Here is a 15,310-nt window from a genome sequence, read left to right on the forward strand (position 1 = left end):
GCTTTTTGAGTCAGAGATTCCTACTTTCGTGGGAATTAAAAACAAAAAAACCGCCTGAAACAGACGGTTTTTAAAATATGTTTGAATTACATCCATACACTTTTAGCTCGCCTGTCGGTAAGTGAAAAGATGATGATGTAGGTTAATTGTTTTCATTGTGGATACAAATGTAAGTTGTGTAACGCTTCCGCGAAAGCGATTTCTTAAAAAATCACATTAAATTAACTTTTAATCGATTTTACATAACGAGTTGCTGCCGTACTTATGTCTTCCACATCGGTAATCTGTCTAATGAATTCACTGCCAATAATAGCACCGTTTACATACTCACAAGCATCCTGAAAGTTTCGTTGATTTTTTATGTTGAAACCAGTAAGAATAGGAGTTTTTAAGTTCATTTCTTTGAGTTTGCCTAGGTAATCTGCCGCAGCAGAGAAGTCTGTTTTAGAACCTGTCGTGCTTGCAGAACTTACTGCATATATGAATCCGTTTGAGTTCTCGTCAATCTCTCTAATCCGTTTTTCTGAGGTGTGCGGCGTTACCAGAAATATATTGCTGATGTTGTACTTCTCAAATACTTCCTTAAACTCAGTTTGATAAATAGCCATGGGTAAGTCTGGAACGATAAGGCCGTCGACGCCTACTTCTTGACACTTTTTACAAAATGCCTCCAGACCGTATTGCGTCACAGGATTTAAATAGCCCATCAATAAAACGGGAACTTTAGGAGAATGATGCTCTAATTGAGAAAATAGTTTCTCGATAGACATTCCGTTTTCAAGGGCGATTTTACTGCTTTCTTGAATCGTAGGTCCATCTGCTAGTGGATCACTAAATGGAATACCGATTTCTACTAAATCTACGTTTGCATTTTCAAGTGCAGCAAGTAGAGTAGTGGTGTCATCCAATTTAGGATAACCAGCTGTGAAGAATATATTCAATAAGTTTTGAGGCTTAGATTGAAGTAGTTGTGTGAGTTTGTTTTTCATATTATTCCTGCGTAGGCAGGAATCTCTTGGAGATCATCACCTGCGACTTGTTTTCGATGCATTGCGTTCATTGCGGTTACTGGCGGATGCAATCCGCCCTTGCAGAGCTCAGTCTACAGATCTAGCTCTTCCATATAAGTGTTCATATCCTTGTCACCACGACCAGATAAGTTGATAATCACTCGATCGGTAGATTTTAAGTCAAGGTTTTTTAATACTGAAAATGCATGTGCGGTTTCTAGAGCTGGAATGATTCCTTCTAGACGGCTAACTTCAACTGCGGCTTTTAATGCATCAGCATCAGTCACTGCCATGTATTGAGCACGATTTGAAACCTTTAACCATGCGTGTGCTGGCCCTATTCCTGGATAGTCCAGTCCTGCGCTTATACTGTGCGGCTCTATGACCTGTCCATCTTTATCTTGCATCATAAAAGAACGGCTGGCGTGTAAAACACCTGGTGTTCCTAAGGTTAATGTTGCTGCTGTTTTATCAGTATCAACACCTAATCCAGCAGCTTCAACTCCTATAAGTTTCACACTTTGATCATCTAAAAAATGATAAAAGGCGCCCATAGCATTTGAGCCACCACCTACACAAGCTATCACATAATCTGGTAATCCATCCATTTGTTTTTTAATTTCTTCTGAAATTACTGACTGGTAACGCGCCACCATATCTGGATAAGGATGTGGTCCTACGACAGAACCTATAATGTAATGTGTATCTTCAGGATTATTGATCCAGTCACGCATCGCTTCGTTAGTAGCATCTTTTAAGGTTTTAGAACCACTCGTTGCTGGTTTTACCGTTGCGCCTAGCATTTTCATTCTAGCCACATTAGGAGCTTGACGTTCTATGTCTTTCTCGCCCATATAGACGATGCATTCCAATCCTTTTAGGGCACAAACTGTAGCGGTAGCAACGCCATGTTGTCCTGCGCCAGTCTCGGCAATGATTCTTTTTTTGCCTAATTTCTCAGCAAGTAGAATTTGACCTATGGTATTATTCACTTTATGAGCACCTGTGTGGCACAAATCTTCACGCTTTAACCAGATCTCTGCACCGTATTTTGCTGATAATCTTTTTGCATGAAACAGTGGAGTAGGCCTACCTACATAATCCTTAAGTAACTGATGAAACTCTTCTTGAAATTCTGCAGATTTTTCAATCGCTAGATAATTTTCTTGAAGTTCTTCAATATTAGGGTAGAGCAATTCTGGAATGAACGCACCGCCAAAATCACCATAAAACCCTTTTTCATCTACTTGATAGCTCATTATCTTAATTTTTCTATGAAATTCTTAATTTCTAATATGTTTTTAACGCCAGGTTCTGACTCAAATTTTGAATTCAAATCCACACCTAGAAACATCTTGTGTTTGATTTCTTTTATGGCTTTCACATCTTCTTTTGAGATACCGCCGCTTAATAAAAACGGAACTTCGCCGTTGTAAGAGTCGAGAATTTCCCAATTAAATTTCTTGCCACTGCCACCATAATCTGGAGTTGCGGTGTCAAATAGGAAGAATAGTTTTCCAACGTGTTGTTTTGCAAGTTTTTCCCATTCCTTTAAGCTGTCAAAATCAAATGTTTCTGTAATCTGAAACGCTTTAAAAACTTTGATATCTATTTCTAGTAACGCTTTCGCGAAAGCGGGATTCTCATCACCATGTAATTGAATAACGTCTAGTTGCAATGGTATGAAATCCTGCAAGATGTTCTCGAGAGTTTCATTTACATAAACGCCTACAGTTCCTTTATTCATGGTCTGTTGAGAGACAAGTTCTTTTTGAGAATCGCTAACAAAACGCTTCGATTTAGGATACCTAATGATGCCCATAAAATCAATATCCAGTTCTTGTAGCTGGTTGATGTTTTCTATGTCGCGCATGCCGCATACTTTAATCATCATGAGTTTATAGCTTTTATAAATTTACCGCAGCTTTTTCCAGGATGATCTGTTTTCATGAAGTTTTCACCAATGAGAAAGCCTTGAAAGCCTAAAGATTTCAGCTCTTTTACCACTTCAGGATTTGAAATACCACTTTCACTTATGGCGAGAACGCCTTTAGGAAAATGAGGTAAGAGGTTTTTGCTGTTTTGGATATCTGTTTTAAAACGTTTTAAATCACGATTGTTCACGCCTATGACAAACTTTTCAGTGTTGAATGAAGATGTAATTTCTTTTATGTGGTTAAGCTCTTCCAGATCATGAACTTCATAAAGAATTTCTAAACCTAGATTCATGGCTTCTAGCGACATGGTTTTAATCTCTTCATTAGTTAAACATGCTGCAATCAATAAAATAGCATCTGCTCCATAGGCTTTGGCTTCATGAATTTGATACAAATCGATCATGAAATCTTTGCGTAGAATAGGAATGTTAACTTGTGCTCTAGCTTCTAATAAATCTTCTAACGTACCACCGAAAAACGGTTGGTCTGTCAAACAACTTATGGCGCTCGCACCAGCTTTCTCATATCCTGTAACTACATCCTGCAAGCTCGCTGGGCAGCTAAATGAACCTTTGCTTGGACTTTGCCTTTTATGCTCGGCAATAATACCACTGCCGTTTTTTAAACTAGCATGTAGGGAAATAGTTTTGCGACTATAACCTGACATCGCTCTCAAGTCAGCAAGTGAAGTTTTAGTCTTTCTAGCTTTTAAGTCTTGAGCGGTTTGAGTGGTTATTTTTTTTAGTATGTCTTCCATGAGCACTTGAACTTGAAATCGAATTTGAAAATTGAATGAATGGAATCGTTAAGGCTTCACTTCCATGAGTTTTTGAAAGCTTGTTAAGGCATTTCCAGATTCTAGAGATGCTTTTGCTGTTTCCACCGCATTTAAAATGTCTATATCTTTTGCCACTGAAATTGCGGTTGCAGCATTTGCGATGACTACGTTTTTTTGAGCATCTGTCGCCGCGTTATTTAAAACAGCTATGAAAATTTGTGCGGCATCTTCTACTGTATCTCCTCCATAAATGTCAGATTGTTTTAAAGCTTTCATACCAAAGTCTGCAGCAGATAAATCGCTTACTCCATTATTTCTAGCCATGCGTACTTTACCAGTAAGACTCACTTCGTCATAGCCTGCGTGAGCATGAAGAATTGCGTATTTCTTATCGGCTTCTGATTGAAAAAGATATTCATAATTACGTGCGAGCTGTAAATTAAAAACACCTACACTTTGTAATTTAGGTCTTGCTGGATTTACTAATGGACCTAACATATTGAAAAAGGTTTTTACACCTAATTGTTTTCTAATAGGCGCAACGGCTTTCATCGCTGGATGAAATAATGGTGCGTGCAGGAAGCAAATGTTTGCCTCTGTAATTTGTTTTCTAAGAACCTCATGGTCATTTGTAAATACAAATCCTAGATGTTCCATAACGTTACTTGAACCACTTACAGAACTTACTCCATAGTTACCGTGTTTTGCCACAGGAATTCCAGCGCCAGCAGTAACAAAACTAGCCAGCGTGCTAATGTTAAAAGTGTCTTTTCCATCGCCACCAGTACCACATAGATCTATTGGATTAAATTCAGATAGGTCTATCAGGTTAGCTTGTTCTAACATGGCATCTCTAAAACCAGCTAACTCTTCAACCGTAATACTACGCATACCATAAACGGTAAGAAATGCAGCGATTTGTGCATCATTAATAGTACCGCTAGTTATAGCAGTGAGAATGTCGTATGCCGCTTTTCGCGAAAGCGTACCGTGATTAAAGAGTTCGTTTAAAATATCTTTCATCCTATAAGGTATCTATAAAATTCTTCAACATCGTTTTTCCTTGAGGCGTCATGATACTTTCTGGATGGAATTGTAAACCGTAGAGAGGTAATGTTTTATGTTTTAAAGCCATAATCTGACCGTTTTCATCGGTTGCAGTGATTTCTAGACTATCTGGAAAGCTACTGTTTTCGGCAGCCCAGGAATGATATCTACCAGCTTCAAAATTTGAATCGATATCCTTAAAAATAGTGTTACCATTATGAGTCATTTGGGTAGAAATACCATGATACACTTTTTCTAGATTGATGATTTTACCGCCAAAAACCTCAGTAATCGCTTGATGTCCTAAACAAATTCCTAATAGTGGTTTTTTATCTTTCATATAATCAATGATAGGAATGAGGTTTCCAGCTTCGCTTGGGATTCCTGGTCCTGGAGAAAGTACCACTGCGTCATATTTCTCACATTCTTGAGGCGTGATTTTATCATTGCGTATGACCGTAACTCGCACGTTTAAATCTTCTAAATAATGAACAAGATTAAAGGTGAATGAGTCGTAGTTATCGATGATGAGTATGTTTTTCATTCTTTAGGAATTAAAAATTTACCTAACTCATTGATGTGACCTGCAAGCATGGTTCCATTTTTGCGATAGCGGATTACGTTTAAGTCATTTGTTAAATACCCATGACATAATTCTCCTTTAACCGTGCTTCCTATCACAAAACTGTCTATGATTCTAAGGTCTTTCCCATAAGTGCGTAATAAGATCTCGTAGTCAATCCTATCTGGTTTAGGGAATTCTCTTAGAATTACTTTAACCTTGAAGTTATTATTGCTATAAATGTCTTCTCCTAATTTCACTTCACCAGAAAGTGTTTTTTTATAATCGTCCTGATTGAAATAATAAAAGGCACTGTCTACAGATTTTTTAAAATCCATATTTGGAGTAAAGGTTATTGAGTTTTTTTCGTTTTCAGTTATGACGTCTGTTTTAAAAATCTTCTTTTCTTGCGAGCAAGAACCTAGTGCTAGGATTAATAAAATGGCAGCTGTCTTAAAAATAGTGTTCATGTTATGAATGGTTTTGAGTTGCTTGATTAATTGCTTTTCTTAGGGCATTGGTCTTATTATATACTTCTTGAGTCTCATCATTAATGTCGCTATGTACTACTACACCAGCTCCAGCTCTAAAATTAAGTGTTTTACCTTGAGATAGAATACTACGTATAATTATAGCATGATTAAAATCCCCATTGAATCCTAGATATCCTATAGCACCACCATAAAAACTACGATTAGATTTCTCGTATCTATCTATAAGTTGCATGGCATTATATTTAGGTGCACCGCTCAATGTTCCTGCGGGAAATGTATCTCCTATTAATTCAATTTTGTCGTTTTCATCTATAACACCGGTAACTTTACTTACCATGTGGATGACGTGAGAGTAGAAATGAATGTTTTGATAATCAGTGACCGTAACTTTACGAGCATGCCTACTCAAATCATTACGCGCAAGATCTACGAGCATGACATGCTCTGCAGTTTCTTTAGGGTCTTTTTTAAGTTCTTCGGCTGCCTTTAAATCTGCGGTGTCGTTTCCAGTTCTTTTATAAGTTCCAGCGATAGGTTGTATACTGGCGTGATTACCTTTGATGATTAATTGCGCTTCAGGCGATGAACCAAAGATTCTATAATTACCGTAGTCAAAGTAGAACAAATATGGACTCGGATTAATAGCTCTTAATTCCCTGTACACATTAAAGTCGTCTCCTTGAAACTCCTGCGAAAATTTACGTGACAAAACGATTTGAAATACGTCTCCACGGCGGCAATGCTCTTTGCCTTTTTCTACTAGACTTTTGAAATCCTCATCGGTCATTTCTGAGGTTTCCTGATGTGTAGTGTTGAAACCGTATTGCGCCACATCTTTATGTTTTATAACACTCAGCAGTTCATCAAGTTTAGGTTCTTTACCATCATAAAGATGCTCAAACACATGTAATTGATTATGATAATGATCAAAAACCATTACATTTTGAAATACTTGATAATGAGCTAGAGGTATGTTGTTCTCGCTTTCGCGAAAGCGGAATTCCAACGACTCAAACAATTGAACAGCATCATACCCTAAATAGCCGAAAAGGCCATGATCAGGAAAAGGAAAACTGCCGGATGAATGCTCAAATGAATCTTTAAATTCTGTAAGTCCAGCTGCTAGGTCATAGTTTGTGCTAAATGGTATTTGCTCATGTGTTCCATCGGGAAATTCACTATCAATACTTTTATCGCTCACTGAAAATTGCGCTACTGGATTACAGCAAATAAAGGAATAGCTGTTACTGCGCTCTCCATATTCATTACTTTCAAGTAAAATGCTGCCTGGATATTTATCGCGCAATCGCATGTAAATAGCGACAGGCGTGAGCATGTCTGCTAGTAGGGATTGATGAGTGGTCTGAGCGGTAAATTTTTGCATTAATTCAATTTAATCTTGATAAAATAAAAAAGGTCTGCCGTTAAGCAGACCTTTTGTTATATAAACATACGGGTAACTTTACGGCTGTTGAGCTGTATGATTCCACCACCAAGTATGATTTGTATTCTTCATTATAAATGTAAAAGTAAGTAGGCTTTAAAGAACATACAAGTCCTTAACCTAATTTTAATAACCTTCATCATGTACACCGCTCACTGCACGACCAGATGGATCATTCATGTTTTTAAATGCCTCATCCCATTCTAGAGCAACTGGCGTAGAACATGCTACTGATTTCAAAGAAGGAACACAATTTGCGGCAGCATCACTAGGGAAGTGTTCACTGAAAATACTGCGGTAGTAATATTCTTCTTTGTTCTGTGGTGGATTAATTTTGAATTTAAATGGAGCTGCTTCCATCATATCATCGCTAACCACTTCATTAACGACTTCTTTTAAAGTGTCGATCCAACTATAACCTACACCATCGCTAAATTGTTCTTTTTGCCTCCATGCAACACTATGCGGTAGATAATCTTCAAATGCTTCACGTAAAATATGTTTTTCCATTTTACCACCACCACACATTTTATCTTGTGGATTTAAACGCATCGCCACATCCATAAATTCTTTATCTAAAAACGGTACACGACCTTCAATTCCCCATGCAGCAAGAGATTTATTTGCTCGCAAGTTATCGTATAGATGGAGCGTGTCCAGTTTTCTAACTGTTTCTTTATGGAATTCTTCGGCATTAGGAGCTTTGTGGAAATACAAATAACCTCCAAAAATCTCATCACTTCCTTCACCAGATAATACCATTTTTATTCCCATGGATTTTATGACTCGAGCGAGCAAATACATAGGTGTGGAAGCTCTTATGGTAGTTACATCATAGGTTTCTAAGTAATATACTACATCTCTAATAGCATCTAGTCCTTCTTGAATAGTGAAGTTCACACTGTGGTGTACGGTGCCTATGTGATCTGCTACGGTTTGTGCCGCAGCAAGATCAGGACTACCTTCAAGACCTATTGCAAAAGAGTGGAGTTGAGGCCACCATGCGTCACTACTATCTCCAGATTCAATACGTTTTGCTGCATATTTTTTTGCCACAGCGCTAACTATAGAGCTGTCAAGTCCACCAGAAAGTAGCACGCCATAAGGTACATCGCTCATTAAGTGTCTGTGAACAGAATCTTCCATTGCTTTTTTAAGTTCAGCGACAGAGCTCGTGTTATCTTTTACCGCATCATAGTCTTTCCATTCACGATCATACCATTTTGTGAAATCTCCATCTTCACTATAATAATAATGTCCAGGTGGAAATGGGCTTATTTCGTTACAAGTTCCTTCAAGAGCTTTGAGTTCGCTAGCCACATAAAATTGTCCCAACTCGTCAGTTCCATAATACAATGGAATGATTCCTTGATGATCTCTAGCACAAAGGAAAACATCTTTCTCACTATCATATAGCGCAAAACCATACATGCCAGTAAGCTCATCCATAAAGTTGACACCTTTATCTTGATAGAGTGCAAGAATAACTTCACAATCAGATTTTGTTTTAAAATCATAATCGCTGTATTGCTCTCTGATGTTTTGATGGTTATAAATCTCTCCATTTACTGCAAGAACTATTTTCCCGTCAGGACTATATAATGGTTGACCACCAGATTGTGGATCAACTATGGTAAGTCTCTCGTGAGCTAGAATGGCATTATCACCACAATAGATTCCTGACCAGTCTGGTCCTCGATGTCTAAGTTTTTTTGACAGTTCTAGTACTGTTTCTCTTAAGTCCTGGCTGTCTTTCTTCAGCTGGAACATCCCTACAATTCCGCACATAATTTTAGTTTTTAAATGAAAAAAGGCCTACTGTGAAGTAGACCTTATAAATATTTTAAATATCAGAGACTACCCTACGTTTGTGAAGGATTATTATTAGTTCTGAAATTATTATTGTTTAACATAACATGGTAAATGTAAAGAAATTATTGAGAGAAACAAATTCTAATTAAGAATAAATGAATGATTCTCTGTATTAATTATGTTAATGGCTGACAGATTTCTTAATTACTTCAGGCATTTTTGCTGCAAATTTTCTCCATCGAGGTATGGATACACCTTGGATATAACCTTGGTTAGGATGGAGTTTTGCATAATCTTGATGATAATCTTCACCTACCCAAAATTTTTGAAAAGCTTTTACTTCGGCTGCAACATCATATCCTTCTTTGGTTAAATCTGCGATTTTATCATCTATAATTTTCTTTTGTTCATCATTCTGATAAAATATGATACTGCGGTAGGATTTTCCGTTATCTGGTCCTTGGCCGTTTACTTGCTCTATGTTTTGAGAAGCAAAGTATACATCTACTAGTGTTTTAAAGCTTACTTTGTTTGGGTCGTATATCACTTCATTTGCTTCTGCATGATCTGCATGGTTGCGATATGATGGGTTTTCAGTATTTCCACCACTGTATCCAGAAATAGCTTCACTTACACCTTCTACGCTTTCATAAATTTCTTCAACACACCAGAAACAACCGCTCGCAAAATAAGCGCGTTCCATTCCGTCTTGAGATGGGACTTCTACAGGTGAGGATGTTACTTCAGCAATTTCAGTGTTTGCTTTTTCATTGCATGTGGATGCGAGGATGACAAATAGTAATGTGCTTAATAATTTCATAGCTTTCAACTTTTAGAAAGGTAAAGTTATAAATTGATGTAGGTACATCTATTAAAACATCGTTAAATAAAAAATCCCTTATCTATTACTAAATAAGGGATCTCTATATAACTAATTAGTTTTTACAACTTAGCAAAAACTTTTTCCATTGCTGTAACTTGTTCATCTGCAAGAGCAGCATCTACTAGGATACGTCCTGAGTGCTCATCTGTGATGATTTTTTTGCGACTTGCAATTTCCACCTGTACTTGTGGCGGTATAGTGAAGTACGATCCTCCTGATGCTCCACGCTCAATAGGCACAACTGCAAGACCGTTACGTACACTAGTTCTGATGCGAGTATAAGCTTTAATCAATCGAGGTTCTACTGATGTTGCGTGATCTTGAGACATTTTCAAAAGAGCTTGCTCTTCCTTTTCTGTTTCTTTAAGAATCTCTTCAAGTTCAGCTTTTTTATGTTTCAAGTGCTCAGCACGTTGAGACATACGTTCTTTACTTGCATCAACAACTTCGTTTTGTTGCTCTATTTGAGCCTTAAATTCACGGATGTGCTTTTCAGCAAGTTCCATTTCAAGTTCTTGAAATTCTATTTCTTTAGAAAGAGAGTTGAATTCACGATTGTTACGCACATTCTTTTGTTGCTCTGTATATTTTTTGATAAGACCTTTAGATTCTTCAATTCTATTTTTCTTATCCTTGATAGAATCTGTAAGTTCTTCAAGTTTAGCGCTCAGCTTAACCACACGTGTGTTTAATCCTTCCACTTCATCTTCTAGATCTTTTACCTCAAGAGGTAATTCACCGCGCACATTGCGAATCTCATCTATTCTGGAATCGATTATTTGTAGATTGTAAAGCTCTCTAAGCTTGTCTTCTACAGTAGCTTCAGTCTTTTTTGCCATCTGTTTAATAATAGTTTACTGGATTTGTTTGCGCATCTGCACAAAGGATTGCAAAATTACTAAATTTTTTGCTAAGATATTCGTGTAAAAGGTTTTTTGTAAACTGTTCACTTTCATAATGTCCCACATCACATAAAAGGATGTTCTCACCTTGAAAGAAATCGTGGTATTTCAGGTCAGCAGTTAAGTAAGCATCTGCGCCTGATTGTAAAGCATTTTTTATCCCAAAAGCTCCTGAACCACCTAGTAATGCTACTGTTTTGATTTCCTTTATATCAGGTTGAGAATGTCTAACTACTCCAGTTTTAAAGGTCGATTTTGTGAGTTTAAGAAAATCATTGATGTTCATAGGTTTTTTTAAATCACCTATCGCTCCCATTCCTATATGCTCATAATTGTTATTTAATGTCGTTAACTCGTAAGCTACCTCTTCATAAGGATGACTTTTAAGAAGTGTTTTGAGTACCTGATTCTCTAAATGCGGCAGAAACGTCATTGATAGTAATTTTTCATCTACCGTAGATCGCACACCTGAATTACCGATAACTGGATTGCTGTTTTCATTTCCTTTAAATGTTCCTAATCCGTCGATGGTAAAACTACATTCTGAGTAATTACCTAAGTGTCCAGCACCGACTTGAAATAACGCTTCTCTTACAGCCTCAAATGCATCCTTAGGAACATAAGTCTGTAGCTTTCTAATTATTCCTTTTTGAGGAATTAAAGTGCTGATGTTTTCAAGATTTAATTCTTGCGCCATTCTATAGCTCACACCATACTTTGCATTATCAAGTGCGGTATGTGTTGCATAAATAGCAATATTATTTTTGATTGCTTTTACAACTGCTTTTTTTACATAATCGTCTGGTCGCAAGTTTTTCAATCCACTAAAAATAATAGGATGGAAGGCAACGATGAGATTACAATTTTTTTCAATCGCTTCATCAACTACATTTTCAAGGCAGTCGAGTGTTACTAAAACTCCTTTTATCTCATCACTAGCATCACCCGTTAATAAACCTGTGTTGTCAAAATCTTCGGCATAGTATCTAGGTGCGAGTTTCTCGATATAGGAAAGTACTTCTTGAATCTTCATAGCTGTATTTAAAAAGCTAAAGATAAAATTTAACCTACTTTTGAATCATGCAATTGCTAAGAAATTTATTGTTTCCGTTTTCTGTGCTTTATGACGGCATCACAACTGCACGTAATTGGGCATTTGAAAAAGGTTATTTAAAACAAGAATCATTTGATGTTCCTGTTATTGTAGTTGGTAATTTATCAACTGGTGGTACTGGAAAAACTCCTATGATTGAGTGGCTTGTAAATCATCATCAAGGAAAAAAAATAGCAGTTTTAAGCAGAGGTTATGGTCGTAAAACGAGCGGTTTTATAGAGATTAATGATTCCCACACAGCACTTGAAGTAGGAGATGAGCCATTGCAAATAAAAAATAAATTTGGCGATTCTATAGTAAGTGCAGTTTGTGAGAAAAGAGTGGACGGTATTCAAAAACTGCTTTCTGATCATTCACTTGACCTCATTTTACTTGATGACGCTTATCAACATAGACATGTAAAAGCCAGTCATTACATTTTACTTACCAGTTTCGATAAACCGTATTACAATGATTATTTACTTCCTACGGGCGATTTAAGAGAGTCTAGAGAAGGAGCAAATCGTGCTCATACCATTATTGTTACTAAATGTCCTGTTGATATATCTGATGATGAAAAGGCGGCGATTATTAAAAAGATAAAGCCTCAACCATCTCAACAAGTATGTTTTTCAACCATAGCTTATGATGAGGTTTTGATTAGTAAAGATTCTCAAATTGAATGGAATGATGTCACTTTTAACTCGATTACTGCAGTTACTGGAATCGCAAAGCCAGCACCTTTTATAGATTTTCTGGAGAAACGATTTGATGTGGAACATATAGAGTATGGAGACCATCACCGCTTCCGCGAAAGCGAAATAAATGACATCAAAAAGAAAAAAATGGTCATCACGACCGAGAAGGATTATACAAGACTAAGTTCTCACGAACTATCTAATGTGTATTATGTAAGAATGAAAATGCAGTTTCTAGGGAAGAAACCCGTTTTATAAAACCTGATAGTTAGTAAAAGCTTTTTGAATCTTGCCAAAAAATTCTTCTATCTTAAATGGTTTAGGAATAATATCATCAAATCCTATCTCATAAAGCTCCTTTTCAGAATCATTAAGAGTTACAGCGGTAAGTGCGATTATAGGAATTTCTCTGTTTATTTTACGTATTTCTCTAGTGGCTTGTTTCCCATCCATAACAGGCATGTGAATGTCCATAAGAATTAAATCATACTCTTTATCTTGAACCATTCTCAAGGCCTGTGCGCCATGGTTTGCCACGTCACATGTAAAGTTCTTGCCTTCAAGAATTTTACGAGTAATCATTTGGTTAATTTTATTGTCCTCAACTACGAGAATCTTTTTTTCTAGCAGTTCGCCAGGAGCAAGTGGTTTTTCTGCAATAACATCTTGTTGAATAGTCTTCTCTGCAGGGATATTATCGGTAATTTCTTCTTCAACAGGTAATGCTGTATTAGTAGTTTCAGGTATTTCTGCGGCATTCGATTGATACTCATCATAGAATTTATTTGAATCTGGTAATTCAAACCAAATGTCAAATGAGAAAATACTACCACGACCTAATTTACTATCTAGCTTTACATCACTACCCATTAATTCTACTAGGTTTTTAACAATCGCAAGTCCTAGACCAGTTCCTCCATATTCACGAGTGGTGCTCGATTCTTCTTGAGCAAAGTTTTCAAAAATAGCTTCTTGCTTTTCTTGGGATATTCCTTTACCGTTATCTTCTACTTCAAATCTTATTAAACAGCGATCATCAAGTTGCTTTACACGATTTGCTCTTATCCATATATTACCATTCTGAGTAAACTTAATAGCGTTTCCTATAAGGTTTATAAGAATTTGAGAGACTTTTACAGGATCACCATTAATACGACTAGGAATAGCGCTATCAAACTCTAGTTGTAGTTTATTGTTACGATCTGTAGCTTGACTAGAAAGTGAATTAGTAAGATCTGTAATACGTTTTTTGAGACCAAACGGTATAGATTCCAGTTCTACTTTATTTGCTTCAAGTTTGTTGAAATTAAGTATGTTGTCTATTAAGGATAGTAAATATTCTCCTGAGGATTGTAGAGTCTCTAGATGTTCCTTTTGGTCTTTTCTAGGAGTATTCTCAAGCAATAAATGAGTTAATCCAGTCACAGCATACATAGGTGTTCTTAATTCATGCGTGATTGTAGAAAGGAAATCGGCTTTTATTTTTGCAGCATCTTGAGCACGATCTCTTTCTTCAATTAGGGATTTATTTTTAACGACAAGTGTTTTATTTGCTCGTAGTCTAAACTTATTATTTTTAAATAATGACATCGTTAATAATGACAATAGTGTCAATAAAACGAAGAACATGATATTAGTATAATCATGTCTATCTAAATCTTTTTGTTTTTTGGCAAGTTGTTTTTTTAAGGAATCAATTTCTTGATTATTAATTGACGTTGCGTTGCTACCTTCACTTTTAAATTCACTGGATTTTTTAAGCTCAAGAAAACGATCCATATATTCTAGACCTTTCTTATAATCTCCTTGATCTCTAGCTATAGCAGATTTAAGATTGTAAGTTTCTAGTTCTGTAAATGTAAATCCATACTGCTTGCTCGTTTTAAGAACCTCATTTGTGGCAGCATTTGCTTCGTCAAACTCTTGTTTCTTGTAATATGCTTGAGCAAGGTATAAAGTTGCCTGAGCTTTATAGTAGTGTAAATTTTGATCTTCTAGCTGAGGAATCACAGCTCTAAGACCATTCACAGCCTCAGTCAGATTGTTTGTCTCTAGTTGAAGTTGAGCTCTTAAAAAAGCTATTTGAGCATTTGTAATTGAATTTGAAGATTGTGATGCACTGATTTTTGCACTATTAAGAGTTTGATCAGTTTCTACATAATTCTTATTCTTCAGGAATATAGTTGCTTGTAAAAGAAATAACCTGGTTTGGTCTATGGATTTTGCAGGTATAAGATGCTCAATTTTAGCGATCTTAGAATTTGCAATATCTGTTTGATTATTTATTAAGTGATACTCAGCCTGTAACAGCTGTGTGTGTGCATATAAAACAGAATCTTTTGCTATTTCTACTGCACCATTGATGATTTTTTGTGCTTTTAAATAATCAGTTTTCTGTAAAGCCATACGAGCTTTATCCTGCATAGCGTCTACAGCAATCTCTTGACTATCTATAGATAAACTTGAGTCATCATCGCTCTGGGCGAGACACAATCCACCTATGAAAAGGATTAGAATAAATGATATTTGTTTTAAAGTACTAATAACTGCCTGTTTTGCTTTAAAGCAAATATAGAATTCCGTAGCTCAATAGCCTTAAAACATGGTGATTTACCTAGTATAGAGTGTATTTCATCGATGTTTTAGATAG

At 36.4% G+C, this 15,310-nt stretch carries 14 protein-coding genes; 1 reads left to right on the top strand and 13 read right to left on the bottom strand.

Annotated elements, in window-relative coordinates; genetic code table 11:
* Positions 1–221 precede the first annotated feature (221 nt).
* The 12 genes from trpA to ACSHWW_RS10250 form a co-directional block, all read right to left on the bottom strand.
* Complete coding sequence (gene trpA, locus ACSHWW_RS10195) at positions 222–989, bottom strand: tryptophan synthase subunit alpha (protein WP_435682348.1); 768 nt, start codon at positions 987–989, stop codon at positions 222–224.
* Between the two features lie 113 nt (positions 990–1,102).
* On the bottom strand, positions 1,103–2,269 hold the full coding sequence (gene trpB / locus ACSHWW_RS10200; RefSeq protein ID WP_435682349.1) for a tryptophan synthase subunit beta: 1,167 nt from the start codon (positions 2,267–2,269) through the stop codon (positions 1,103–1,105).
* Entirely contained in the window at positions 2,269–2,883 is a 615-nt protein-coding gene (locus ACSHWW_RS10205; protein WP_435682350.1) for a phosphoribosylanthranilate isomerase, read from the bottom strand. The genes trpB and ACSHWW_RS10205 overlap by 1 nt, the downstream gene beginning before the upstream one ends.
* Positions 2,884–2,900: 17 nt before the next feature.
* Positions 2,901–3,704: an indole-3-glycerol phosphate synthase TrpC gene (gene trpC, locus ACSHWW_RS10210; RefSeq protein WP_435682351.1), complete on the bottom strand. Its 804-nt coding sequence runs from the start codon at positions 3,702–3,704 to the stop codon at positions 2,901–2,903.
* Positions 3,705–3,752: 48 nt separating this feature from the next.
* Positions 3,753–4,748 (bottom strand): anthranilate phosphoribosyltransferase, encoded by a 996-nt coding sequence (gene trpD, locus ACSHWW_RS10215; protein ID WP_435682352.1) that lies wholly within the window; start codon positions 4,746–4,748, stop codon positions 3,753–3,755.
* A 1-nt stretch (position 4,749) separates the two neighbouring features.
* Positions 4,750–5,316, bottom strand: coding sequence for an anthranilate synthase component II (locus tag ACSHWW_RS10220; protein WP_435682353.1), 567 nt, complete (start codon positions 5,314–5,316; stop codon positions 4,750–4,752).
* On the bottom strand, positions 5,313–5,804 hold the full coding sequence (locus ACSHWW_RS10225; protein WP_435682354.1) for a hypothetical protein: 492 nt from the start codon (positions 5,802–5,804) through the stop codon (positions 5,313–5,315). The genes ACSHWW_RS10220 and ACSHWW_RS10225 overlap by 4 nt, the downstream gene beginning before the upstream one ends.
* A 1-nt stretch (position 5,805) precedes the next feature.
* A complete protein-coding gene (locus ACSHWW_RS10230; protein WP_435682355.1) occupies positions 5,806–7,212 on the bottom strand; it encodes an anthranilate synthase component I family protein in 1,407 nt (468 codons plus the stop codon).
* A gap of 186 nt (positions 7,213–7,398) precedes the next feature.
* Entirely contained in the window at positions 7,399–9,060 is a 1,662-nt protein-coding gene (gene asnB, locus ACSHWW_RS10235) for an asparagine synthase B (protein ID WP_435682356.1), read from the bottom strand.
* A 205-nt stretch (positions 9,061–9,265) separates the two neighbouring features.
* Positions 9,266–9,904: a peptide-methionine (S)-S-oxide reductase MsrA gene (msrA, locus tag ACSHWW_RS10240; RefSeq protein ID WP_435682357.1), complete on the bottom strand. Its 639-nt coding sequence runs from the start codon at positions 9,902–9,904 to the stop codon at positions 9,266–9,268.
* A 122-nt stretch (positions 9,905–10,026) separates the two neighbouring features.
* The gene (locus ACSHWW_RS10245) at positions 10,027–10,806 is read right to left on the bottom strand and encodes a zinc ribbon domain-containing protein (protein ID WP_435682358.1); all 780 of its coding nucleotides are present in this window, start codon (positions 10,804–10,806) and stop codon (positions 10,027–10,029) included.
* 4 nt (positions 10,807–10,810) lie between these two features.
* Positions 10,811–11,902: a Nif3-like dinuclear metal center hexameric protein gene (locus tag ACSHWW_RS10250; protein ID WP_435682359.1), complete on the bottom strand. Its 1,092-nt coding sequence runs from the start codon at positions 11,900–11,902 to the stop codon at positions 10,811–10,813.
* Positions 11,903–11,949: 47 nt separating this feature from the next.
* On the opposite strand from ACSHWW_RS10250, the gene lpxK reads away from it, so the two are divergent.
* Positions 11,950–12,918: a tetraacyldisaccharide 4'-kinase gene (lpxK, locus tag ACSHWW_RS10255; protein ID WP_435682360.1), complete on the top strand. Its 969-nt coding sequence runs from the start codon at positions 11,950–11,952 to the stop codon at positions 12,916–12,918.
* Here lpxK and ACSHWW_RS10260 read toward each other — a convergent pair.
* A complete protein-coding gene (locus tag ACSHWW_RS10260) occupies positions 12,913–15,153 on the bottom strand; it encodes an ATP-binding protein (protein WP_435682361.1) in 2,241 nt (746 codons plus the stop codon). The two genes, lpxK and ACSHWW_RS10260, sit on opposite strands and share 6 nt — an antisense overlap.
* Between the last annotated feature and the right edge of the window lie 157 nt (positions 15,154–15,310).

It is taken from the genome of Nonlabens sp. (assembly GCF_051251825.1).
Lineage (GTDB): Bacteria > Bacteroidota > Bacteroidia > Flavobacteriales > Flavobacteriaceae > Nonlabens.